Source organism: Streptomyces sp. ISL-99 (genome assembly GCF_018614005.1).
In the GTDB taxonomy this organism is placed as follows: domain Bacteria; phylum Actinomycetota; class Actinomycetes; order Streptomycetales; family Streptomycetaceae; genus Streptomyces; species Streptomyces flavidovirens.
Genome location: NZ_JAGGPC010000048.1, coordinates 73726 through 97455 on the forward strand (window position 1 = coordinate 73726; position 23730 = coordinate 97455).

General features: G+C 69.5%; 22 protein-coding genes. 16 read left to right on the forward strand and 6 right to left on the reverse strand.

Going from position 1 to position 23730, the window contains the following annotated elements:
* Positions 1–63: 63 nt before the first annotated feature.
* From rsmD to mutM, 7 genes are all read left to right on the forward strand, one after another.
* Positions 64–648, forward strand: coding sequence for a 16S rRNA (guanine(966)-N(2))-methyltransferase RsmD (rsmD, locus tag J7E91_RS27940; protein ID WP_214909335.1), 585 nt, complete (start codon positions 64–66; stop codon positions 646–648).
* Positions 645–1154 carry a pantetheine-phosphate adenylyltransferase gene (gene coaD / locus J7E91_RS27945; protein ID WP_028814582.1) on the forward strand — a complete coding sequence of 170 codons (510 nt, stop codon included), beginning with the start codon at positions 645–647 and terminating at the stop codon, positions 1152–1154. Before rsmD ends, coaD begins: the two co-directional genes overlap by 4 nt.
* Before the next feature lie 97 nt (positions 1155–1251).
* The gene (locus J7E91_RS27950; protein ID WP_214909336.1) at positions 1252–2343 is read left to right on the forward strand and encodes an ATP synthase F0 subunit B; all 1092 of its coding nucleotides are present in this window, start codon (positions 1252–1254) and stop codon (positions 2341–2343) included.
* 138 nt (positions 2344–2481) lie between these two features.
* Positions 2482–3123 carry a DUF177 domain-containing protein gene (locus J7E91_RS27955; RefSeq protein WP_214909499.1) on the forward strand — a complete coding sequence of 214 codons (642 nt, stop codon included), beginning with the start codon at positions 2482–2484 and terminating at the stop codon, positions 3121–3123.
* 2 nt (positions 3124–3125) lie between these two features.
* Positions 3126–3299, forward strand: coding sequence for a 50S ribosomal protein L32 (gene rpmF, locus J7E91_RS27960; RefSeq protein WP_003965982.1), 174 nt, complete (start codon positions 3126–3128; stop codon positions 3297–3299).
* 19 nt (positions 3300–3318) lie between these two features.
* A complete protein-coding gene (gene rnc, locus J7E91_RS27965; RefSeq protein WP_251016358.1) occupies positions 3319–4140 on the forward strand; it encodes a ribonuclease III in 822 nt (273 codons plus the stop codon).
* 69 nt (positions 4141–4209) lie between these two features.
* Complete coding sequence (gene mutM, locus J7E91_RS27970) at positions 4210–5100, forward strand: bifunctional DNA-formamidopyrimidine glycosylase/DNA-(apurinic or apyrimidinic site) lyase (RefSeq protein WP_214909339.1); 891 nt, start codon at positions 4210–4212, stop codon at positions 5098–5100.
* 529 nt (positions 5101–5629) lie between these two features.
* Here mutM and J7E91_RS27975 read toward each other — a convergent pair.
* Both J7E91_RS27975 and J7E91_RS27980 read right to left on the reverse strand, forming a co-directional pair.
* Complete coding sequence (locus J7E91_RS27975) at positions 5630–5905, reverse strand: hypothetical protein (protein WP_214909341.1); 276 nt, start codon at positions 5903–5905, stop codon at positions 5630–5632.
* Positions 5906–5927: 22 nt separating this feature from the next.
* Positions 5928–6215, reverse strand: coding sequence for a DUF3303 family protein (locus tag J7E91_RS27980; RefSeq protein WP_214909343.1), 288 nt, complete (start codon positions 6213–6215; stop codon positions 5928–5930).
* 433 nt (positions 6216–6648) lie between these two features.
* On the opposite strand from J7E91_RS27980, the gene J7E91_RS27985 reads away from it, so the two are divergent.
* Positions 6649–7458 carry a site-specific integrase gene (locus J7E91_RS27985; protein WP_251016359.1) on the forward strand — a complete coding sequence of 270 codons (810 nt, stop codon included), beginning with the start codon at positions 6649–6651 and terminating at the stop codon, positions 7456–7458.
* 42 nt (positions 7459–7500) lie between these two features.
* On the opposite strand, the gene J7E91_RS27990 is transcribed toward J7E91_RS27985, so the two are convergent.
* Complete coding sequence (locus tag J7E91_RS27990) at positions 7501–8427, reverse strand: CAP domain-containing protein (protein WP_214909345.1); 927 nt, start codon at positions 8425–8427, stop codon at positions 7501–7503.
* Positions 8428–8572: 145 nt separating this feature from the next.
* On the opposite strand from J7E91_RS27990, the gene J7E91_RS27995 reads away from it, so the two are divergent.
* From J7E91_RS27995 to J7E91_RS28010, 4 genes are all read left to right on the forward strand, one after another.
* Positions 8573–8854 carry an acylphosphatase gene (locus J7E91_RS27995; protein ID WP_214909347.1) on the forward strand — a complete coding sequence of 94 codons (282 nt, stop codon included), beginning with the start codon at positions 8573–8575 and terminating at the stop codon, positions 8852–8854.
* A 371-nt stretch (positions 8855–9225) separates the two neighbouring features.
* Complete coding sequence (locus tag J7E91_RS28000) at positions 9226–9441, forward strand: hypothetical protein (protein ID WP_028814575.1); 216 nt, start codon at positions 9226–9228, stop codon at positions 9439–9441.
* Positions 9442–9644: 203 nt separating this feature from the next.
* Complete coding sequence (locus J7E91_RS28005; RefSeq protein ID WP_214909349.1) at positions 9645–13430, forward strand: AAA family ATPase; 3786 nt, start codon at positions 9645–9647, stop codon at positions 13428–13430.
* Positions 13431–13646: 216 nt separating this feature from the next.
* Positions 13647–15065, forward strand: coding sequence for a sugar porter family MFS transporter (locus J7E91_RS28010; protein WP_214909351.1), 1419 nt, complete (start codon positions 13647–13649; stop codon positions 15063–15065).
* 40 nt (positions 15066–15105) lie between these two features.
* On the opposite strand, the gene J7E91_RS28015 is transcribed toward J7E91_RS28010, so the two are convergent.
* Positions 15106–16077, reverse strand: coding sequence for an LLM class flavin-dependent oxidoreductase (locus J7E91_RS28015; protein WP_214909353.1), 972 nt, complete (start codon positions 16075–16077; stop codon positions 15106–15108).
* Positions 16078–16139: 62 nt separating this feature from the next.
* The gene (locus tag J7E91_RS28020) at positions 16140–17603 is read right to left on the reverse strand and encodes a cytosine permease (RefSeq protein WP_214909355.1); all 1464 of its coding nucleotides are present in this window, start codon (positions 17601–17603) and stop codon (positions 16140–16142) included.
* A gap of 153 nt (positions 17604–17756) precedes the next feature.
* Here J7E91_RS28020 and ftsY point away from each other — a divergent pair, with 153 nt between their 5' ends.
* Entirely contained in the window at positions 17757–18980 is a 1224-nt protein-coding gene (gene ftsY / locus J7E91_RS28025) for a signal recognition particle-docking protein FtsY (protein ID WP_214909357.1), read from the forward strand.
* Between the two features lie 85 nt (positions 18981–19065).
* Here ftsY and J7E91_RS28030 read toward each other — a convergent pair whose 3' ends face one another.
* Positions 19066–19734, reverse strand: a complete 669-nt coding sequence (locus tag J7E91_RS28030; protein ID WP_214909359.1) for a bifunctional DNA primase/polymerase — start codon at positions 19732–19734, stop codon at positions 19066–19068.
* Positions 19735–20160: 426 nt separating this feature from the next.
* Here J7E91_RS28030 and J7E91_RS28035 point away from each other — a divergent pair, with 426 nt between their 5' ends.
* From J7E91_RS28035 to J7E91_RS28045, 3 genes are all read left to right on the forward strand, one after another.
* Positions 20161–21636, forward strand: a complete 1476-nt coding sequence (locus tag J7E91_RS28035; protein ID WP_214909360.1) for a hypothetical protein — start codon at positions 20161–20163, stop codon at positions 21634–21636.
* Between the two features lie 345 nt (positions 21637–21981).
* Positions 21982–23343, forward strand: coding sequence for an ammonium transporter (locus J7E91_RS28040; RefSeq protein ID WP_214909361.1), 1362 nt, complete (start codon positions 21982–21984; stop codon positions 23341–23343).
* Positions 23340–23678, forward strand: coding sequence for a P-II family nitrogen regulator (locus J7E91_RS28045; RefSeq protein WP_136723172.1), 339 nt, complete (start codon positions 23340–23342; stop codon positions 23676–23678). The genes J7E91_RS28040 and J7E91_RS28045 overlap by 4 nt, the downstream gene beginning before the upstream one ends.
* Positions 23679–23730: the final 52 nt, after the last annotated feature.

The following is a 23730-nucleotide window of genomic DNA, read 5'->3' on the forward strand; positions in this document are numbered from 1 at the left end:
AATGGGTGCAACAGCACCGCTCCGCCCACGGCCCACAGCCCATGACCCTAGGAACCGACACCCATGACCCGCGTGATCGCCGGCACGGCCGGCGGACGCCGCCTGGCCGTCCCGCCGGGCAATGGCACCCGCCCCACATCCGACCGCGCGCGTGAGGGCATGTTCTCCACCTGGGAGTCGCTGCTCGGCACGCTCGAGGGCATCAGGGTCGCCGACCTGTACGCGGGCTCGGGCGCCGTGGGCCTGGAGGCGTTGTCGCGCGGCGCCGTGCACGCCCTGCTGGTCGAAGCCGACAGCCGGGCCGCCCGCACCGTCCGGGACAACGTCCGCACCCTGGGCCTGCCCGGCGCCGAAGTCCGGGCGGGCAAAGCGGAGCAGATCATCACAGGTCCGGCGCCCGAGACGCCGTACGACGTGGTGTTCCTCGACCCGCCGTACGCCGTCACCGACGACGATCTTCGCGAGATCCTCCTCACACTCCGCACCCAGGGCTGGCTTGCGGGCGATGCCGTGGCCACCGTGGAGCGCAGCACAAGAGGTGGAGAATTCAACTGGCCCAAGGGATTTGAGCCACTGCGGGCCCGTCGCTACGGCGAGGGGACGCTTTGGTACGGTCGCGCCGCCTCTACGTGCGAAGACGCACGATGACCGGACCGGAGAGCGAGGGACTACAGATGCGCCGCGCAGTCTGTCCCGGGTCATTCGACCCGATCACCAATGGACATCTCGACATCATTGCCCGCGCCTCCAAGCTGTACGACGTCGTACACGTCGCGGTGATGATCAACCAGTCCAAGCAGGGACTGTTCACGATCGAGGAGCGGATCGACCTGATCCGCGAGATCACCGCCGAGTTCGGCAACGTCGAGGTCGAGTCCTTCCACGGCCTCCTCGTCGACTTCTGCAAGGAGCGCGACATCCCGGCCATCGTGAAGGGGCTGCGCGCGGTCAGCGACTTCGACTACGAGCTCCAGATGGCCCAGATGAACAACGGCCTCTCGGGTGTCGAGACCCTGTTCGTCCCCACCAACCCCACCTACAGCTTCCTCTCCTCCAGCCTGGTCAAGGAGGTCGCGGCCTGGGGCGGCGACGTCTCCCACCTGGTCCCCCCGAGGGTTCTCGGCGCGCTCACCGAGCGTCTCGCGAAGAAGTGACAATCTGACGGAACGTCACCAGGTGTCGGCCGGTGGCCGACTGCCCGTACAGTCGTCCCGTCCGTCTCCAGCCGGAAGAACAGGTGGCGAGCACACGGTGGACGTGCAGAAGAAGCTCGACGAGATCGTCGAAGCGGTCGGCAGCGCCCGGTCCATGCCCATGTCGGCCTCGTGCGTGGTCAACCGCGCCGATCTGCTTTCGATGCTCGAAGAGGTACGCCAGGCCCTGCCCGGCTCCCTCGCGCAGGCGCAGGAGCTGATCGGCGGCCACGAGCAGATCACCGAGCAGGCCCGCCAGGAGGCCGAGCGCATCATCGAGTCCGCGCACGCCCAGCGCGGTGCCCTCATCTCCGACACCGAGGTCGTCCGCCGCTCCCAGGAGGAGGCCGACCGCATCCTCGGCGAGGCCCGCCGGGACGCCGAGGAGATCCGCGCCGAGGCCGACGAGTACGTCGACTCCAAGCTCGCGAACTTCGAAGTCGTCCTCACCAAGACCCTCGGCTCCGTCGACCGCGGCCGCGAGAAGCTGCTCGGCCGCGGCCCCGGCCTCGACGACCAGGGTTATGGGGACCCCGACTTCGCGGAGGCCCCGGAGCGCAGCCACGACCCGGAGACCCTGCGCATGCGCGCGGACGAGTACGTCGACACCAAGCTCGGCGCCTTCGAGGCCGTGCTCTCCAAGACCCTCGAAGCGGTCGGCCGCGGCCGGCAGAAGCTGCACGGGCGGGTGGCGACGGACGAGCTCGGCGCGCACATGCTGGCCCAGGACGAGGCCGGACAGCAGCACAGCAGCGACGCGGACTTCCTCGCCGACCTGGCGGAGCCGCAGGCCGTGCAGCAGCACGCCCAGCCGGCCCCCGTGCCGGTGCCGGAGCAGCCGCACATTCCCGCGCAGCAGCCGTACGACCCGTACGCGTACCAGCAGCCGCAACAGCAGCAGGACCCCTACGCCTACCAGCAGCCGCAGGACCCCTACGCCGCTCAGCAGCCGGATCCGTACGCCTACCAGCAGCAGGACCCCTACGCGTACCAGCAGCAGGGCTACGACCAAGGGCAGGGCTATGGCCAGCAGCACCCGCAGCCGGCCGGGCAGGTGCCCCAGCAGCAGGCGGCTCTCGACGAGACCAGCCTGTTCGACACGGGCATGATCGACCTCGACCGGCTGCGGGAGTACGAGCAGGGGCGGTAGGGACCGATTGGGCCCTGAGCGAAGCGTCAAGTATCCTGGCTCTTCGGTCGCGCGTATGCCCGCGATCACGGCTGCCCGCTTCGCCTTCGCGACAGCGACACGACGGCCCACCACAGCGAACCGAAAGCAGGAAGACCCCTGAACGCCCACCTCGACCACCGCAACCCCCTCGTGTTCGACACGCACGAGCTGGGTCGGCGTCCCGGTGCGCTCCAGCGGCTGACCCGCTCGGTAGCGGCCCCCAAGAACTTCGGTCTCGACGGGGTCATCGGCGTGCCCGACGGCGCACCGATCAATCTCAGGCTCCGCCTCGAATCCGTCATGGAAGGGGTGCTTGTCACAGGCACCGCCCGTGCGACGGCCGAGGGGGAGTGCGTAAGGTGTCTGGAGCCGCTGGAGCTCGACGTTGCAGCGGACTTCCAGGAGATGTTCTCGTACCCTGCCGCCGATGACCGGGGCCGCCACAAGGCGGAACCGGCCGACGACGACGAGGACGACGAGGACACGCTCTACCTCGAGGAAGGTCTCTTCGACCTCGAGTCCGTGCTGCGTGATGCGGTAGTGCTCGCACTGCCGATGCAGCCGGTGTGCCGGGAGGACTGCCCCGGCCTGTGCCCGCAGTGCGGGATCAGGCTGGACGAGAATCCCGATCACAACCATGACGCCGTCGACATTCGATGGGCGGCACTGCAAGGACTCGCCGGGACCAACCAGGACGGCGAGAAGGACAACATTGGCGACGCCGCCGAGTCGGGCGTCGACGAGAAGCAGGAGAAGTAGCCGTGGCTGTTCCGAAGCGGAAGATGTCGCGCAGCAACACGCGCCACCGCCGGTCGCAGTGGAAGGCTGCGGTCCCCACCCTGGTTTCGTGTGAGCGTTGCCAGGAGCCGAAGCTCCAGCACATCGCGTGCCCGAGCTGCGGCACGTACAACAAGCGCCAGGTCCTCGAGGTCTGAGCGGCTGGTGAGAGGCACGATGTCTGACGCCAAGGCGGACAACGCCAAAATGCCGGCGGAGAACACGGCCTCGTCCCACACGCTTCTGGAAGGGCGGCTCGGGTATCAGCTCGAGTCCGCCCTTCTGGTGCGCGCGCTGACCCACCGTTCGTACGCGTACGAGAACGGCGGTCTGCCCACCAACGAGCGCCTGGAGTTCCTCGGGGACTCCGTGCTCGGCCTGGTGGTCACCGACACGCTGTACCGGACCCACCCCGACCTGCCGGAAGGCCAGCTGGCCAAACTGCGGGCCGCGGTGGTCAACTCTCGTGCACTCGCGGAGGTGGGCCGCGGCCTCGAACTCGGCTCCTTCATCCGGCTCGGCCGGGGCGAAGAGGGCACGGGTGGCAGGGACAAGGCATCCATCCTCGCCGACACCCTTGAAGCGGTGATCGGCGCGGTCTATCTCGATCAGGGTCTCGGAGCCGCATCGGAACTGGTGCACCGGCTCTTCGATCCGCTGATCGAGAAGTCTTCGAGCCTCGGTGCGGGCCTGGACTGGAAGACCAGTCTCCAGGAACTCACCGCGAGCGAGGGCCTCGGTGTCCCCGAGTACCTCGTCTCGGAGACCGGACCCGACCACGAGAAGACCTTCACTGCTGCTGCCCGCGTCGGTGGTGTCTCGTACGGCACCGGCACCGGCCGCAGCAAGAAGGAAGCGGAACAGCAGGCGGCGGAGTCCGCGTGGCGCGCTATTCGCGCGGCCGCGGACGAGCGCGCGGCGGCCGAGGCCACGGCCGCGGCGACGCCCGTGAAGGCCACGGCCGACGAAGCGACGCCGTCGGCCCAGGCCACCGCCTGAGTCACCCACGCTGTACCCTCTGTGCCCCCTGCCGGAATCCGGCAGGGGGCACAGAGGTATCCTGCATCCGTGCCCGAGCTCCCCGAAGTCGAAGTCGTACGTCGCGGGCTGGAGCGCTGGGTCACCGGCCGTACCGTCTCCGAGGTGCAGGTCCTGCACCCCCGGGCCGTACGCCGCCACCTCGCCGGCGGTGAGGATTTCGCCGTACGTCTCAAGGGGCACCGCGTCGGGGCCGCGCGCCGCCGCGGCAAGTACCTGTGGCTGCCGCTGGAGGACACCGCCGCCTCCGTCCTCGGTCACCTCGGGATGAGCGGCCAGCTGCTCGTACAGCCGGAGTCCGCCCCCGACGAGAAGCACCTGCGCATCCGTGTCCGCTTCACGGAATCCGATAGCGGCTCCGCCGCGGGCGATTTCCGTACGGAATTGCGCTTCGTCGACCAGCGCACCTTCGGCGGGCTGTCGCTGCACGACAATTCCCCGGACGGGCTCCCCGACGTCATCGCGCACATCGCGCGCGACCCCCTGGACCCCGCCTTCGACGACGCCGCGTTCTGTACGGCGCTGCGCCTGCGCCGTACGACCATCAAGCGCGCCCTGCTCGACCAGTCACTGATCAGCGGCGTCGGCAACATCTACGCGGACGAGGCGCTGTGGCGCGCGCGGCTGCACTACGAGCGCCCCACCGCGACCATCACGCGCCCCCGCGCGGCCGAACTCCTCGGCCATGCGCGGGACGTGATGAACGCAGCGCTCGCCGTGGGCGGCACCAGCTTCGACAGTCTTTACGTGAACGTGAACGGCGAATCGGGCTACTTCGAGCGGTCCCTGGACGCGTACGGGCGGGAGGACGAACCCTGCCGCCGCTGCGGCACGGCGATGCGCCGGCGCCCCTGGATGAACCGCTCCAGCTACTTCTGCCCGCGCTGTCAGCGCCCGCCCGTCTCCCGCCGCCCTCAGTAGAGCGCTGCGCGCTCCCCTCTGCATTGCCGCGCTTCGCGTCGTAACGCGCGCGCCGTCAGTACCCCCGGCATGCGCCCCTCGACGAGCTCGATCAGGGCGAGCAGCTGTCCCGCGATCCCCTGCTGGTGCGCGAAAGCAAAGGCCCCCGTCGCCATGGGACGGGGGCCTTCGTGCTGGGTGCGTACTGGGCTCAGAAGCCGAAGAAGTGACACAGGGTGTTTCTGACCTGCGGTCGCATAATTGATCAAAGCTGTGACCTGCTGCTGAGCTGTCGACAGTTGTCAGCGTTGGTCATCGTTGAGCGCCCTTCCACGGCCCCGAGACGGCCCCGGGACAGCGCTCCGTCGTGCCATGACATCCGCTCTAGGAGTTCGATCAGAGGCTGTTCCGGCCGCCGCGATTCACCAGCACGACGGCTGGACAGGGATGCTGGGGTGCACCGCCGTCCGGCGTCGTTGATGTCAGCCGTGGATGTCAGAGAAGGTGGGCGCTTTCTCGTCCATGGGTAGTCCACGGCGCTGTTGCGCAGTCAGACACTCGCCTCGGCGGAGAGGAAGCCGCGAGAGGAACGCCAGGACAGTATCGACCACTGCGACTGGGCCGACAACAGTGATCCCGAGCTCAGCAAGGATCCGGCTGAGATCCGCGACAGGGCGGAACCGATCGAGCCGACCGACAGGGCCGAGCCGACCGGCCCGATGGACAACACCGACCCCACCGAGCCGATCGATAGCATTGAGTTCTGCGACCACAGTTTGGCCGACTGGGCGGGCCGGTCGCTGAAGTCTTTCCGGCTGATCAGCATGCGGCCGCTGAGCTCAACTCTGCTACTGCAGGGCAGCAAGGCCCCTCTGCAAATCGTCGAGGTTCATGATCGGCTCAAATGTGACCTCCGCGCCCATCTCCTGGAAGAACGGATCGGCGATGGATGGCAGCTGCGAGCTGTCCTCCATGTCGAATACGAGAAACATGGTGCGCCCGCCCTCAGGGGTGAAGTAGGCGGCCTCGGGCTTCAGCTGCTCGATGGCTGACTTCAGTGACTTGGGCATCGCTCCGCCCTTCGTCACCTGATTCGACATCTGGGTGTCCATGCGGGCCTTCATCATCATCCGCATCGCACGCTCTCCTCGCGCACCGCGACCTGCGCGGTTCCGTCCGCGCTCGCTGAAATCCGGTGCATCCCGCTCAGCTTCAGCTCGCTGATCACCGACCGCAACATCTTCTACGCCCTACGTGACAACAGGGAGTGATGGCGTTGCGACGCGCAGACATCTGCAAGGTCGGTGGAGCGGGTTTGGCCGGTGGCCTGCCCGGTTTGGGGTCGAGCATGATCAGGGGGCCGTACGCTGGCCGGCAACTCGGGCAGGCTGTGATCCTGGGGCAAGACCACGTTCCGGCAGTAGGTGACTGGTTGGCTGAAGACACAAACCACTGACCCGGCGACGCGGGCCGTCGACATGCGGCTTCGCCTGCACGCTGTCCCTTACTTGGGCTCGCGCACCATGGGCGCAATCCAGCCCTCACACCTGCGGCTTTTGGATGCGGCAGATGGAGGACGCCGGACTCTCGCCCGGCTACCGCCGTGTGATCTTCGCGCACGTCTCTACGGTTTTCACCGCCGCTGTAGAAGACCGCGTCATCAAGGAAAACCCGTGCCGTGCCCGCTCGGTCAAGGCTCCTCGGCTCGATCCTCGCAAGGTCAAGCCCTGGACGTACGAGCAAGTGATGAGCGTGCGCCCGGAGCTCCCCGACCGCTACAGCGAGATGATCGAGGTTGCCGCCGGATGCGGGCTGCGACAAGGAGAGGTCTTTGGGCTCGCTGTCGAAAATGTCGACTTCCTCGGCGGTGTCCTGCACGCCGTTCGCCAAGTCAAGCTGCTCGGTAGCCGCGCCGTGTTCGCCCCGCCCAAGGGTGGCAAGGAGCGTGACGTGCCGCTCCCCGAGTCGGTGGTCTTCGCACTCGCGGCTCACATCACTCGGCACAAGCCCACTGAGGTAACGCTGCCGTGGAAGACCGTGGATGGGCCGCCGGTGACGGCAACGCTCATCTTCGTCAGCGCTGAGGGGCTGGCGCTGAACCGGAACCGTTTCAACGATCGCGTCTGGCGTCCCGCCCTGCGTTCGGCCGGCATAACGACCGGACGCGAGAACGGGATGCACGCGCTGCGCCACTTCTACGCCTCGGTCCTCCTGGACGCGGGCGAGAGCATCAAGGCACTGAGCGAATACCTCGGGCACCACGATCCGGGCTACACCCTCCGGACGTACACACACCTGATGCCGAACAGCAAGACCCGGACCCGGGGCAGCCGTCGATGGGGTCTTCGCTCACCAAAGTCAGCCCGCCGACGGCCCTGACACGGCCCAAGCGTCAGACTAGGCCGCTGACCTGCGGAAAGCTCAGAAGCCGAAGTTCTGAGTCCACCAGGGGCCGCCGGAGGCCATGTGCACGCCGACGCCCAGGGTCTTGAAGTCGCAGTTCAGTATGTTCGCCCGGTGGCCTTCGCTGTTCATCCAGGCGTCCATCACCGACTGGGCATCGGCCTGGCCGCGGGCTATGTTCTCGCCGCCCAGGCCGTCGATGCCCGCCTTCTCGGCGCGGTCCCAGGGGGTCGCCCCGTCCGGATCGGTGTGATCGAAGAAGTCACGGGCGGCCATGTCCTCGCTGAAGTCCTGAGCCAGCGCGGCCAGCGGGCCGTCGGCGCGGACCGGAGAGCAGCCGGCCGCCGCCCGCTCCTGGTTGACCAGGGTCAGGACGGCCGCCTCGGCGGCGGACTCGGCGCCTGAACCGACCGTGCTGCCGTTCCCCGGGGCCTTCACGGTGGGGGTGGGCACGACGCGTTCGGGCTTCGCGGTCTTCCGGGGCTCGGCCGGCTTCTCCGTGCGCTTGTCCACGGCCTTCTCCCGCTGGGAAGGCTTGGCCGACGGCTTGGCGGAGGGCTTCTCCGCGTCCTTCGTGGGCTTGGACGGCTTGGGCGAAGGAGTTTTCGACGGCGCCTGCGCACCCCCGGTGTCCTCGGCGGAGGGCGTCGTCGCCCGGTCCGTGGGCTGCGCCGTGCTGCCGCCCTGGGTCTCGAACCCGGCCGGGCCTTCGGCGCGGACCTGGTCCCCCGTGCCCCCGCTGAAGGAGTAGTTCTCACCGCCGGGAACCAGCCCGGAGGCGACGGCCACGGCTCCCAGGGCCACGGCGGCGGAGACACCGAGCAGCCCGGTGCGTACGGGTGCGGCCCGCTTCTTCCGGCGGCGCGCACCACCCTGGTGCTGGCCTGCCGGTGCGTCCGCGTGGTCTGCCACGGGTCCGGCGGCGGAGCGACGATGGCGTCCCATCTGCTGGCCTTCCTCATGCTTGCTCGACGTGGTCAACGTCAATGCGCCTCACCCGAACGAGTGAGGCCTCATTTCGTCGGGACTGTACGCCATGACGCGTGGGGGCGAAGTGCCTCGTGAGCAATTGGCCAGTTAGCGTGCAGGCATGAACGAAGACGTGCGGCTCACCGCTTGGGTACGCGGCCGAGTACAGGGAGTGGGCTTCCGCTGGTTCACCAGGGCAAACGCTCTGGAGATCGGCGGCATCGCCGGCTTCGCCCTCAACCTGGACGACGGCCGGGTGCAGGTCGTGGCCGAGGGTCCGCGTGAGAATTGCCACCGTCTGCTGGAATGGCTGTGCTCGGACGACACTCCCGGGCGGGTCGAGGGAGTGACCGAGATCTGGGGCACACCGCGCGGCGGTTACGCGGGATTCGACGTCCGCTGACAGATCCCGGCTCGCAGGCGCCACCGGCGCATTGCGGAAGTGCCCGTGGTGGGTGCCTGGGACAGAAATGACCTGGTGGTTGCCAAGAAACGCATGTCGTGGAAAGCTGCCGAAGGACGGATGATCTCTACGCCCTCAGGGCCCCGCAGTAGAGGCGGCACGGCGCGCTTTCGCGCCTGCGCGCCCCCGGGCTGCCCGCGATACGGGGCGTGATCGTGTTGACCGTCAAACTTTTTGGTGAGACTCTGGAAGCCCCGCGCACCTTAGCTGTTTGGCATTGAGAACAACAGAGATGACAAGCACCGCGGGTGCGATTCCCTCACGACCCACCACCGCTTCGGTCGGTCACTCAGTGTGGAGGACCATCCATCATGGCAAAGGCGCTTCTCGGTTACGTCGGCGGCTCCGACCCGCGACTCCTCGCCGAGATGCGACGGCTTCAGCAGCGCGTCCAGGATCTTGAGTCCGAGCTCAACCGGATTCAGTCCGAGAACGACGCGCTGAGCGCCGCCGCTCACCACCGCGGAGATTCGCTGCTCGACAGCATCGACATCGACGTACCCCAGGCGGAGCCTGCGCTCACCTGACACGGCTCGTAGGAGAATCCGAGCCCGTCAGGCTGTCCGTATCAGCCGCTTGAGATCTGCTCAAGATCTATCAGCAAGACAATGCAAGGGACGCTTCGGCGTCCCTTCTTTCTTTCCGCCCTGTATGTAGGCCTCTTCCCTTACCGTCTGATGTGCCCTGCACCTTCATGGGTGAAACCGGCGGTGAAAGGTAGAGTGCGGCGGTGCATCTCAAGGCCATGACTCTCCGCGGTTTCAAATCATTCGCATCGGCCACGACGCTGCGGTTCGAACCAGGGATCACCTGCGTCGTAGGACCCAATGGTTCGGGCAAGTCCAACGTCGTGGACGCGCTGTCCTGGGTCATGGGGGAGCAGGGCGCGAAGTCGCTGCGCGGCGGCAAGATGGAGGACGTCATCTTCGCCGGGACGACCGGCCGGCCGCCGCTCGGCCGGGCCGAGGTCTCCCTGACCATTGACAACTCCGACGGTGCGCTGCCCATCGAGTACGCCGAAGTCACCATTACGCGGATCATGTTCCGCAACGGCGGCAGCGAATACCAGATCAATGGCGATACGTGCCGGCTGCTCGATATCCAGGAGTTGCTCTCCGACTCCGGGATAGGGCGAGAGATGCATGTGATCGTCGGGCAGGGCCAGCTCGACTCCGTACTGCATGCCGATCCGATGGGGCGCAGGGCGTTCATCGAGGAGGCCGCAGGCGTTCTCAAGCACCGCAAGCGGAAAGAGAAAGCGCTGCGGAAGCTGGACGCGATGCAGGCGAATCTCTCGCGCATACAGGATCTGACCGGCGAGCTGCGGCGGCAGCTCAAGCCGCTCGGGCGGCAGGCGGCGGTGGCGCGGCGGGCCGCCGTCATCCAGGCCGACCTGCGCGACTCCCGGCTGCGGCTGCTCGCCGACGACCTGGTGAAGCTGCGCGAGGCGCTGCGCGCGGAGATCGCCGACGAGGCGGCGCTCAAGGAGCGCAAGGACGCGGCCGAGGCGCAGCTGAGGGCCGCGCTGGCGCGCGAGGCGGAACTGGAGGAAGAGGTACGCCGCCTCGCTCCGCGACTCCAGCGGGCACAGCAGACCTGGTACGAGCTGTCGCAGCTGGCGGAGCGGGTGCGCGGCACGGTCTCGCTGGCCGACGCCCGGGTGAAGAGCGCGACGGCTCCGCAGGAGGAGGAGGAGCGGCGCGGGCGCGACCCGGAGGACATGGAGCGCGAGGCCGTCAGGATCCGCGAGCAGGAGGCGGAGCTGGAAGCCGCGCTGGAGGCGGCGCGGCGGGCGCTGGAGGACACGGTCGAGCACCGGGCCGAACTCGAACGCGAGCTGGCGGCCGAGGAGCGCAGGCTCAAGGACGCGGCGCGGGCCATCGCCGACCGGCGCGAGGGGCTGGCCCGGCTCAGCGGCCAGGTGAACGCGGCCCGCAGCAGGGCCGGTTCGGCCCAGGCGGAGATCGACCGGCTGGCCGCCGCGCACGAGGGCGCCCAGGAGCGGGCCGCCGCCGCGCAGGAGGAGTACGAGCAGCTCAGGGCCGAGGTGGAGGGGCTGGACGCGGGCGAGTCCGACCTGGCCGAGCAGCACGAGGCGGCCAGGCGGGAGCTCGCCGAGGCGGAAGCCGGGCTCACGGCGGCCCGGGAGGCGGCCACCTCCGCCGAGCGCCGCCGGGCCGCGATCTCCGCGCGGCACGACGCGCTGGCCCTGGGGCTGCGGCGCAAGGACGGCACGGGCGCACTGCTCGCCGCGCAGCCCCGGCTCACCGGCCTGCTGGGCCCGGCGGCGGAGCTCCTCACGGTCACCCCCGGCTACGAGATCCCGGTGGCGGCGGCGCTGGGCGCCGCGGCCGACGCGATCGCGGTGACCGACCCGGCGACGGCAGCCGAAGCGATCCGCCTCCTTCGCAAGCAGGACGCGGGCCGGGCGGTACTCCTGCCGGGCGGACCGGCGGGCGCAGCACCCGCACGCGTCCCGGCGGGGACCACGGCGTCCGCCGGGCGCGACGGCGATACCGGCGCCTCGGCCACCGTCGACGTCGCGCCCCGCCGGCCGGCCGACCCCGGTGGCGCGGCCACCGAGCGCACGGCCCCCGAGGGCCCCGTCGCCCCTCACGGCGTACCCGGCCAGGGCGGTCCGTCCGGTTCGGGGGGCGGGGTGGCGGGAGTGGCTGTGCGGGGTGGTGTCGTCGCGCCGCGGCGGGAGGGCGGTGGGGCGCCGGCCGTTGCGGAGCTGGTGCGGGGGCCTGCCGAGTTGATGCCTGCCGTGCGGCGGCTCGTGCGGGACATGGTCGTCGTCGGGACGCTGGAGGACGCCGAGGATCTGGTCGCCGCCCGGCCGGGGCTGACCGCTGTGACCGCCGAGGGCGATGTTCTCGGGGCGTACTACGCACACGGCGGCTCGGCGGGGGCGCCGAGCCTGCTGGAGGTGCAGGCCTCCGTCGACGAGGCCGCCGCCGAGCTGGCGGAGCTCGCCGTACGGTGCGAGGAGCTGGCGGGAGCCCAGCACCGGGCGGGGGAGCGGCGTAACGCGTGTGCCGCACTCGTCGAGGAGCTGGCTCAGCGGCGCCGCGCCGCCGACCGGGAGAAGTCGGGCGTCGCGCAGCAGCTCGGGCGGCTCGCCGGACAGGCGCGTGGCGCCGCGGGCGAGGCCGAGCGGTCGGCCGCTGCCGCCGCCCGCGCCCAGGAAGCGCTGGAGCGGGCCACTGAGGAGGCCCAGGAGCTGGCCGAGCGCTTGCTGGCGGCCGAGGAAGCGCCCGTAGAGGAGGAGCCGGACACTTCCCTGCGGGACCGGCTCGCCGCCGACGGGGCCAACGCCCGCCAGACCGAGATGGAGGCCCGGCTCCAGGTCCGCACGCACGAGGAGCGGGTGAAGGGGCTCGCCGGACGGGCCGACGCCCTCGACCGGGGGGCGCGCGCGGAGCGTGAGGCGCGGGCGCGCGTCGAGCAGCGGCGCGCGCGGCTGCGGCACGAGGCGCAGGTGGCGGCGGCCGTCGCGTCCGGTGCGCGGCAACTGCTGGCCCATGCCGAGGTCTCGCTCGTACGGGCCGACGAGGAGCGGGCCGCGGCCGAGGCGGCCAAGGCGGAGTGCGAGCGGGAACTGGCGGCCGAGCGCGGCCGCGGCCGCGACCTGAAGGGTGAGCTCGACAAGCTGACTGATTCGGTCCACCGCGGCGAGGTGCTGGGCGCCGAGAAGCGGTTGCGCATCGAGCAGCTGGAGACGAAGGCCCTGGAGGAACTGGGCGTGGAACCGGCGGGACTGGTGGCGGAGTACGGGCCCGATCAGCCCGTACCGCCGTCGCCGCCCGCCGAGGGCGAGGACGTGCCCCAGGACCCGCAGGACCCCCGGAACCAGCCGCGGCCGTTCGTGCGCGGGGAGCAGGAGAAGCGGCTCCGGGCAGCCGAACGGGCGTACCAGCAGCTCGGGAAGGTGAACCCGCTGGCCCTTGAGGAGTTCGCCGCACTGGAGGAGCGCCACAAGTTCCTCTCCGAGCAGCTCGAAGACCTGAAGAAGACGCGCACCGACCTGATGCAGGTGATCAAGGAGGTCGACCAGCGCGTCGAGCAGGTCTTCAGCGAGGCGTTCCGGGATACGGCGAGGGAGTTCGAAGGGGTTTTCTCGCGGCTCTTCCCGGGCGGCGAGGGCCGGCTGATCCTGACCGATCCCGACAACATGCTCACCACGGGTGTGGACGTCGAGGCGCGGCCGCCGGGCAAGAAGGTCAAGCGGCTCTCGCTGCTCTCCGGTGGCGAGCGGTCGCTGACCGCGGTGGCCATGCTGGTGTCGATCTTCAAGGCCAGGCCGAGCCCGTTCTATGTGATGGACGAGGTCGAGGCCGCGCTCGACGACACCAACCTCCAGCGGCTCATCCGGATCATGGAGGAGCTCCAGGAGAGCTCGCAGCTGATCGTGATCACCCACCAGAAGCGGACGATGGAGGTCGCCGACGCGCTGTACGGCGTCTCGATGCAGGGGGACGGCGTCTCCAAGGTCATCAGCCAGCGTCTTCGCTGAGCGTTGCCCTGCCGCCCGTCTCACCTTCAAACCTTGAACACAAGCCGCCACGCCGCATCCACGAACTTCACATTGCCGTGCTCTTGACTTCGAAACCTGAAGGCATAGTCTCGGCAACGTCGTTTTTACCTTCAAGTGGTGGGCAGCCCCATGTTGTGCCCACTGGAAGTGCTTGCCCCCCACGCCAGGCGACGCGGCCAGGCCTCAGGAGTTGATGTGACCAGCACAGCGCAACCACCGGCGTCCGGAGCCCGCGAGGCCCACCCGGACCACCTCGGCCACGTCATCTTCATCACGGCGGCAGCCGCGATGGGCGGCTTCCTCTTCGGCTACGACAGCTCGGTGATCAACGGCGCGGTCGAAGGCATCCGAGGCAAGTACGACGTAGGATCCGCGACCCTCGCCCAGGTCATCGCCATCGCCCTGATCGGCTGCGCCATCGGCGCCGCCACCGCGGGCCGGATCGCCGACCGCATCGGCCGCATCCGCGTCATGCAGATCGCGGCCGCGCTGTTCACGATCAGCGCCGTCGGCTCCGCGCTCCCGTTCGCCCTGTGGGACCTCGCCTTCTGGCGGGTGCTCGGCGGTATCGCCATCGGCATGGCCTCGGTCATCGGCCCGGCCTACATCGCCGAGGTCGCCCCGCCGGCGTACCGCGGCCGCCTCGGCTCCTTCCAGCAGGCCGCGATCGTCATCGGCATCGCGGTCTCCCAGCTCGTCAACTGGGGCATCCTCAACCTGGCCGACGGCGACCAGCGCGGCAAGCTGCTCGGCATCGAGGCCTGGCAGGTCATGCTCGGTGTGATGGTGGTCCCGGCCGTCCTCTACGGCATGCTCTCCTTCGCCATCCCCGAGTCGCCGCGCTTCCTCATCTCCGTCGGCAAGGTCGACAAGGCCAAGGCGATCCTGGCCGACGTCGAGGGTAAGAACGTCGACCTCGACCTGCGCGTCACCGAGATCGAGAACGCCATGCGCAGCGAGCACAAGTCCACCTTCAAGGACCTGCTCGGCAGCCGCTTCGGCTTCCTGCCCATCGTCTGGATCGGCATCGGCCTCTCGGTCTTCCAGCAGCTCGTCGGCATCAACGTCGCCTTCTACTACTCCGCGACGCTGTGGCAGTCGGTCGGCATCAACCCGAGCGACTCGTTCTTCTACTCGTTCACGACGTCGATCATCAACATCGTCGGCACCGTGATCGCCATGATGTTCGTCGACCGGATCGGCCGCAGGCCGCTCGCCCTCATCGGCTCGACCGGTATGGCGCTCGCCCTCGCCTTCGAGGCCTGGGCCTTCTCCGCCGACCTCATCGACGGCAGACTGCCGCACACCCAGGGCATCGTCGCGCTGATCGCCGCCCACGTCTTCGTGCTCTTCTTCGCCCTCTCGTGGGGTGTCGTCGTCTGGGTCTTCCTCGGCGAGATGTTCCCGAACCGGCTGCGCGCCGCCGCGCTCGGCGTCGCCGCCTCCGCGCAGTGGATCGCCAACTGGGCGATCACCGCGAGCTTCCCGAGCCTCTCCGAGTGGAACCTCTCGGGGACGTACGTGATCTACACATTCTTCGCCGTGCTCTCGATCCCCTTCGTGCTCAAGTTCGTGAAGGAGACCAAGGGCAAGGCGTTGGAGGAGATGGGCTAACCCCCGCTGCCCCTCTCCTCGGACACGGCACTGCCCCGGCTCACCCGTTGAGCCGGGGCAGTACGTTTTCCGCGAACAGCTGCAGGCTGCGCCAGCCCTCGTCGACGGGCATCCCGCCGCACAGCGGATGCAGTACGAGGCTGCCGGCGGCCAGCGCCACGCACTCGTCCGGCGTCACGACCCGGTAGACCCCCTCGCCGCGCAGCTCATCGACGGTGGTCGCCCGCGACCGTACGGCCGACGCGATGTCCTTGGACTGCCAGGAGGCGTACGTCTGCGCCTCGTGCAGGAAGTGCTCCCCGTACTCGGCCCACGTACGGTCCGGATCCTCCGCGACATGCAGCATCGGCGTCTCGGCGGCCGGCATCATGCAGAAGCCGTCGGTCCCGAACTCCGCCCGCTTCGCGTGGTAGTACGCCTCCAGCTCGGGCAGATGCGCGCTCGGGAAGAACGGCAGGCCGAAGCGGGCCGCGCGCCGCGCCGCCGCCCGCGACGACCCGCCGACCAGCAGGGGCGGATGCGGCCGCGTGTACGGGCGCGGCGTGACGCGCACGGTACGGCCGCGGTACGGGAAGGGCTCGCCGGTCCACGCCAGAAGCAGCGTTTCGAGCACCTCGTCCTGGAGCCTGCCGCGCTGCCCCCAGTCGACGCCCAGCTGCTCGTACTCCTCGGGCCGGTAGCCGGTGCCCGCGACCGTGACCAGGCGTCCCTGGCCGATCAGGTCGAGTACGGCGATGTCCTCGGCCAGCCGCAGCGGCTCGTACAGCGGCCCGATGACCGCGGAGACGGTGACCGCGATGCGCCGCGTCGCGCCGAGGACCGCGCCCGCGAAGACGAAGGGGGAGGGGAGCCAGCCGTTGGCGGCGCCGTGGTGCTCCTCGGTCTGGACGGTGTCGATGCCGCGGTCGTCGGCGTACGCCGCCATCTCCAGGGCGGCGCGGTAACGGGCCGCGTGCGTCTTGGGGGTCGCGTCGGGATCGACGAGGTTGAAGCGGACCACTGTGAAGGCCATGACGAAACGTCCCCCTCCGCCGGGTGTCGATGTGGCGAAGGGGGACGTTAGTTGACGTTACGTCAGATGGACAGGCTCCCGACGGGCTCGGGCGCCTTCTCTGCCTCGGCCTTCTGCTCCGGCTCCTCGGCCCTCGTCCTCGGCAGCACCGCGTACAGCAGCGCCGCCACGACGATCGTCGCCGCCCAGCCCAGGCCGTTGCGCCCGATCCAGGAACCGGCGAGCGGTCCGGTGAACCAGTCGACCTTGGTGAACAGCAGGCCGATCATCAGCGCGACGCCCCACGCCGTCATGGCCTGCCAGGCGAAACCGCCGCGGTACCAGTAGCCGCTGGTGCGGGTGGTGTCCATCAGCGCCTCACCGTCGTACGTACGACGGCTCAGCATGTCCACACCGAAGACACCGATCCACGCCGAGAACGCCACGGCCAGCAGCGTCAGGAAGGAGATGAACGAGCCGAAGAAGCTCGTCGCCACCACCATCAGCAGGAAGCCGAAGACCAGGCTGATGAGCGCGTTGACGCTCACGGCCCAGGCGCGCGGCACCTTGATTCCCAGCGTCTGCGCGGTGAAGCCGGCCGAGTACATCGACATCGAGTTGATCAGCAGCATGCCGATCAGGGCGATCAGCAGATACGGAACGGCGATCCAGCTCGGCAGCAGCTCACCGATGAAGGACACCGGGTCCTTGGCCGACGCCAGGTCCGGCGTACTGACGGCCATCACCGCGCCCATGAGGACCATCGGCAGGACGACGACGCCCGCGCCGCCGACGGTGGCGCCGACCATGCCCTTGCCCGACGCCGTGCGCGGCAGGTAGCGGGTGAAGTCGGGGCCCGAAGGCACCCAGCTGATGCCGCCGGCCGCGATGGTGCCGATGCCCGCGATCATCATCGCGGTCGAACCGGCCGGCTTGGCGAACACGGCGGCCCAGTCGGTGCTGGCGATCAGGTAGATCAGCACGAGCACGCTGAAGGCGCCGAAGAGGTACGTCGACCAGGTGCTGCACCGGCGCAGGGCGTTGATGCCAAGACCGGAGACGAGGAACGTGCAGCCCACGAAGAGCAGCAGCGTCACGACGATCAGCGTGGTGTTGCTCTTGATGCCGAAGAGCAGATCGAGCACGGTCAGTACGGCGTACGCACCGGTCACTGCGTTGATCGTCTCCCAGCCCCAGCGCGCGATCCAGATCAGCGAGCCGGGGAAGAGATTGCCCCGCTGGCCGAACACCGCCCTGGAGAGCGCCATGCCCGGGGACCCGCCGCGCTTGCCCGCGATCGAGATCAGGCCGGTCAGTCCGTACGAGACGACGGGCGCCGCGACGGCGACGGCCAGCACCTGCCAGATGTTCAGGCGGTTGAAGACCACCAGGCCGGCGCCCATGGTGAGCAGCAGCACGCTGATGTTGGCGGCGACCCAGGTGGGGAAGAGTTCACGGACGCGGCCCGAGCGCTCGTTGTCGGGGACGGGCTCAAGACCGCGGGTCTCTATCGCGCCCTCGGACTCCGGGGCGACGGTTTCTGGCATGGGGGAACTCCGTGCAGGGGTGGGGGGACCAACAGCATCTTACGGGCAGACGAACGTACGGTCCCCCCAAAAGGTCCAAATCCTCCCCAAGGCTCTCGTGTGATCCTCCTAGTAGACCCGTCCCGTACGGGTGTGGCTGATACTGGGTGGGTTATGGAAATCGTCATCCTTGCTGTAGTCATCGCCCTGGTCGCGATCGGCGCCATCAGTGGGCTCGTGGTCAGCAGCCGCAAGAAGAAGCAGCTGCCGCCCCAGGCGCCGCCGAGCACGCCGACCATCGCCGCCCCGCCCGCCGAACCGCAGGTCGGCGAGGACGCGGCGCCACCGCGCGACGAAGCGCGCCGGACCATCGAGGAGGTGGATCTCCCCGACGCGTCGACCGCCGTCCAGGAGCCCGTCGCCGTCGAGGACCCGGTCGTCGCTGAACCCGTCGCGCCCGAGATCGAGATTCCCGAGCCCACCGCCGGCCGCCTGGTGCGGCTGCGCGCCCGGCTCGCCCGCTCGCAGAACACCCTCGGCAAGGGTCTGCTGACCCTGCTCTCCCGTGAACACCTCGATGAGGACACCTGGGAGGAGATCGAGGACACTCTGCTCACCGCGGACGTCGGCGTGGCCCCGACCCAGGAACTGGTCGAGCGGCTGCGCGAGCGCGTACGGGTGCTCGGCACGCGTACGCCGGACGAGCTGCGCGTCCTGCTCCGCGAGGAGCTGCTCAACCTGCTCGGTACGGACATGGACCGCGCGGTGAAGACCGAGAGCGGCGCCGACATCCCGGGCATCGTCATGGTCGTCGGCGTCAACGGCACCGGCAAGACCACCACGACCGGCAAGCTCGCCCGCGTACTGGTGGCCGACGGCCGCAGCGTGGTGCTGGGCGCGGCGGACACCTTCCGCGCGGCCGCGACCGACCAGCTCCAGACCTGGGGCGACCGGGTCGGCGCGCGCACGGTGCGCGGGCCCGAGGGCGGCGACCCGGCGTCGGTCGCCTTCGACGCGGTGAAGGAAGGTATCGCCGAGGGCGCGGACGTCGTACTCATCGACACGGCCGGCCGGCTGCACACCAAGGCCGGGCTCATGGACGAGCTCGGCAAGGTCAAGCGCGTCGTGGAGAAGCACGGCCCGCTCGACGAGGTGCTGCTGGTGCTGGACGCGACGACCGGACAGAACGGCCTGGTGCAGGCGCGGGTCTTCGCGGAGGTCGTGGACATCACCGGCATCGTGCTGACGAAGCTGGACGGCACGGCGAAGGGCGGCATCGTGATCGCGGTGCAGCGCGAGCTGGGTGTGCCGGTGAAGCTGATCGGGCTCGGCGAGGGTGCGGACGACCTGGCTCCGTTCGAGCCGGAGGCGTTCGTGGACGCCCTGATCGGCGACTAGCACGAACCGGGGCCCGGCCCCGACCCCGAAGGCCTCAATCGCCGGACGGGCTCTCTTGGAGCCCGTCCGGCGATTGAGGCCTTCGCTACGCCGGTGACCGGTGCGCCACGTACGCCAGGGTCCCGACCAGCAACCGCGCCTGGGGCGGCGCCAGGGCCGTGTCCAGGGCCGGCGGGCGCAGCCAGCGGACCGGGCCGAGGCCCGCCAGGTCGGACGGCGGCGCCGTGATGTGGTCGCCGGGGCCCAGGCCGCGCAGGTCCAGGTCCGCGTCGTCCCAGCCCATCCGGTAGAGAAGCCGGGGCAGTTCGGCGGCGGCTCCCGGCGCGACGAAGAAGTGGGCCCGGCCGTCCGGAGTCGCGGCCACCGGCCCCACTGGCAGCCCCATCCGCTCCAGCCGTACGAGCGCCCGGCGCCCCGCGGCCTCGGCGACCTCGATGACGTCGAACGTACGGCCCACGGGCAGCAGCACCGCCGCGCCCGGGAACTCCGACCAGGTCTTGGTCACGTCGTCGAGGGAAGCGCCGGCCGGCACCTCGGGCGCGAAGTCCAGCGGATGGGCGCCGGGTGCCCGGCACGCCGTATCGCCGCACGAGCAGGCCCGCGCTCCCGGACCCGCCGTACCGGAACCCGCTCTGGCGCCCGGCACGACTGTCCAGCCCCACAGCCCGGTGTACTCAGCCACCGTTGTGCAGTCCGACATGCGGCCGCGGCGCCGTGAGCCGGACCGCGTCTCCCGGCCGATCGTGAAGCCCATGCCCCCTCCAACGGGTCCAGTGCGCCGATGGTTACGAGATGGAGTCAACCTGTGACGCTCCGCTTCCGTCGAGGTGGTCCGGCGGCGCACGGGATCACTGGAGGTCGTGCGGGCCGGACCGGGCGCCCCGGCGCACATCGCTCCGCCAACTCCTGATCGGCGTCTGTCAAGTGAATCGCGCCCGGCGGCGGGGGAGTTCATTCGATGGGGTGGCGAATGGTGGCGTTTGTGGAATCGCCATGGCCGGAGGGGTGATCGTAGGATTACTTTCGGTACACGAAACCCGGAATAACCACGCTCGTGGGTATGCCCGAGGCAACCCGGTTTCCTGTTCGAGGGGGCGCATCCCCGGGACAACAGGCCGCAACTCACGGCATTCTGTCAGGGGTTAGGGCAAAGAGGCTTCAGCGGGATGGGGGCGTTCCAGTGAGCGGCAGTGGCGCAGGCGGTACGAACGCTGGAAAGCGCCCGAACGAGCAGCTGGGCTCGTGGTTCGTGCGCAGCGGCTGGTCCAAGGGCGAGCTCGCGCGTCAAGTGAACCGCAGGGCGCGCCAGATGGGCGCGCACCACATCAGCACGGACACCTCGCGGGTACGCCGCTGGCTGGACGGCGAGCAGCCGCGCGAGCCGATCCCGCGCATCCTGTCCGAGCTCTTCTCCGAGCGCTTCGGCAGCGTCGTCGCCGTCGAGGACCTCGGACTGCGCTCCGCGCACCAGTCACCCTCCGTGTCGGGCGTCGACCTGCCCTGGGCGGGCCCGCAGACGGTCGCGCTGCTCAGCGAGTTCTCGCGCAGCGACCTGATGCTCGCGCGCCGCGGCTTCCTCGGCACCTCACTGGCGCTCGCCGCAGGACCGGCGCTCATCGAGCCCATGCAGCGCTGGCTCGTTCCCGCGCCCGCCGGTGAGCCGCGCCGCCCGGAACCGGCCGGATCGTCGCGACGGCCGTCCCGGCTCTCCAGGCCGGAGCTCGACCTGCTGGAGTCCACGACCATGATGTTCCGCCAGTGGGACGCCCAGTGCGGCGGCGGACTGCGGCGCAAGGCGGTCGTCGGACAGCTGCACGAAGTGACGGACCTGCTCCAGGAACCGCAGCCCGAAGCCACCTCCAAGCGGCTCTTCAAATGCGCCGCCGAGCTGGCCGAGCTGGCCGGCTGGATGAGTTACGACGTGGGCCTGCAGCCCACAGCCCAGAAGTACTTCGTCCTCGCGCTGCACGCCGCCAAGGAAGCGGGCGACAAGCCCTTCGGGTCGTACGTCCTGTCCAGCATGAGCCGCCAGATGATCCACCTCGGCCGCCCCGACGACGCGCTGGAGCTCATCCACCTCGCGCAGTACGGCAGCCGCGACTGCGCCACCCCCAGGACCCAGGCCATGCTGTATGCGATGGAGGCCCGCGCCTACGCCAACATCGGACAGCCCAGCAAGTGCAAACGGGCCGTCCGGATGGCCGAGGACACCTTCGCCGACGCGGGCCTGGACGGCGAGCCCGAGCCCGACTGGATCCGCTTCTTCTCCGAGGCCGAGCTCAACGGCGAGAACGCCCACTCGTACCGCGACCTGGCCTATGTCGCCGGCCGCAGCCCCAGCTACGCCTCGCTCGCCGAGCCCGTCATGGAGCGCGCGGTCGAGCTCTTCGGCAGGGACGCGGAGCACCAGCGTTCGTACGCACTCAACCTCATCGGCATGGCCACCGTGCACCTCCTGAAGCGCGAGCCCGAGCAGTCCGTCGTACTGGCCGAAAAGGCCCTGGCTGTCGCCAGGCGCGTCCGCTCCGAGCGTGTCAACACCCGGCTCCGCAAGACCGTCGACACCGCCGCCAGGGACTTCGGCGACGTGGCCGAGGTCGTCGACCTCACCGACCAGCTCGCAGCCCAGCTGCCCGAAGCCGCCGAAGCGGTCTGAGGGCCCGGCCGGCGGCCGCCACAGACGCCGGTCGCGACAGCCACCCCGTGAAGCTTGACTCGGCTCCCCCGCGCCAGGTCAACCGGGTAGCCGTCGCGGCCGGTTTTTTTGATGGTTGCGACACGATAACGGCCGCACGGGCCCCGGTCCGGCGGTTCACCCGTACGTAACACGCACGACCTCTTCGTCACTGCGGCGAAACATCGAGGGGCATCGACGGAAACGGCGCTGCGCCAACCTCATGGCGCATAACCGGCTCATCCCTTTGCTGCCGACCGGCCAACAGGTCAACAGGCCAACAGGCTCCGCCCCCGCACGGGCCGCACCGACGACGAGGAGACGCCGATGCCTCCAGGCATCACGACGCTTGCCGCAGACAAGATCGAACTGTCTGCCGCCAATACCGGCTTCATGCTCATCTGTTCCGCCCTGGTGATGCTCATGACGCCGGGCCTGGCCTTCTTCTACGGAGGCATGGTCCGCGTCAAGTCCACCCTGAACATGCTGATGATGAGCTTCATCAGCCTCGGGATCGTCACGATCCTGTGGGTGCTGTACGGCTTCAGCCTCGCCTTCGGCACCGACGTCGGCTCGGTCATCGGCTGGTCCTCCGACTACGTCGGACTGAGCAACATCGGAGTCACCGAGCTCTGGGACGGCTACACCATCCCGGTCTACGTCTTCGCCGTCTTCCAGCTGATGTTCGCGATCCTCACCCCGGCCCTGATCAGCGGCGCCCTGGCCGACCGCGTCAAGTTCACCGCCTGGGCGCTCTTCATCACCCTGTGGGTCACCGTCGTCTACTTCCCGGTCGCGCACTGGGTGTGGGGCTCCGGCGGCTGGCTCTTCGAGATGGGCGTCATCGACTTCGCGGGCGGCACGGCCGTCCACATCAACGCCGGCGCCGCGGCGCTGGGCGTCATCCTCGTCATCGGAAAGCGTGTCGGTTTCAAGAAGGACCCGATGCGCCCGCACAGCCTGCCGCTGGTGATGCTCGGCGCCGGGCTCCTGTGGTTCGGCTGGTTCGGCTTCAACGCCGGCTCCTGGCTGGGCAACGACGACGGCGTCGGCGCCGTGATGTTCCTCAACACCCAGGTCGCCACCGCCGCCGCCATGCTCGCCTGGCTGGCGTACGAGAAGATCCGCCACGGTTCGTTCACCACGCTCGGCGCCGCCTCCGGCGCCGTCGCGGGCCTCGTCGCCATCACCCCGGCCGGCGGCTCCGTCAGCCCGCTCGGCGCGATCGCCGTCGGCGCCATCGCCGGTCTGCTGTGCGCCATGGCCGTCGGCCTCAAGTACAAGCTGGGTTACGACGACTCCCTGGACGTCATCGGCGTCCACCTCGTCGGCGGCATCGTCGGCTCGCTCCTCGTCGGCTTCTTCGCCACCGGCGGCGTGCAGTCCGACGCCAAGGGCCTCTTCTACGGCGGCGGACTCGACCAGCTCGGCAAGCAGGCCGTGGGTGTCTTCGCGGTGCTGGCCTACTCTCTGGTGGTCTCCGCGCTCCTCGCCTTCGTCATCGACAAGGTGATGGGCATGCGGGTCCCCGAGGACGACGAGGTCTTGGGCATCGACCAGGTCGAGCACGCCGAGACCGCGTACGACTTCAGCGGAGCGGGCGGCGGTTCCGCCTCCCGCACGGCCGCACCCGCTCCCGGCCTGACCGACAAGGCCGGCGCCGCGCAGAACAAGAAGGTGGACGCATGAAGCTCATCACCGCGGTCGTGAAGCCGCACCGGCTCGACGAGATCAAGGAGGCCCTCCAGGCCTTCGGAGTCCAGGGACTCACAGTCACCGAGGCCAGCGGATACGGGCGCCAGCGCGGCCACACCGAGGTCTACCGGGGCGCCGAGTACACGGTAGACCTCGTACCGAAGATCCGGATCGAGGTGCTGGTCGAGGACAGTGACGCCGAACAGCTCATCGAAGTGGTCGTGAAGGCCGCCCGTACCGGCAAGATCGGCGACGGCAAGGTATGGAGCGTGCCGGTCGAGACGGCGGTCAGGGTACGGACCGGCGAACGCGGCCCGGACGCCCTCTGACCTGACCGGCCGGACCTCTCCGACCGGAACGCATGAAAACGGGAGCTGCTGG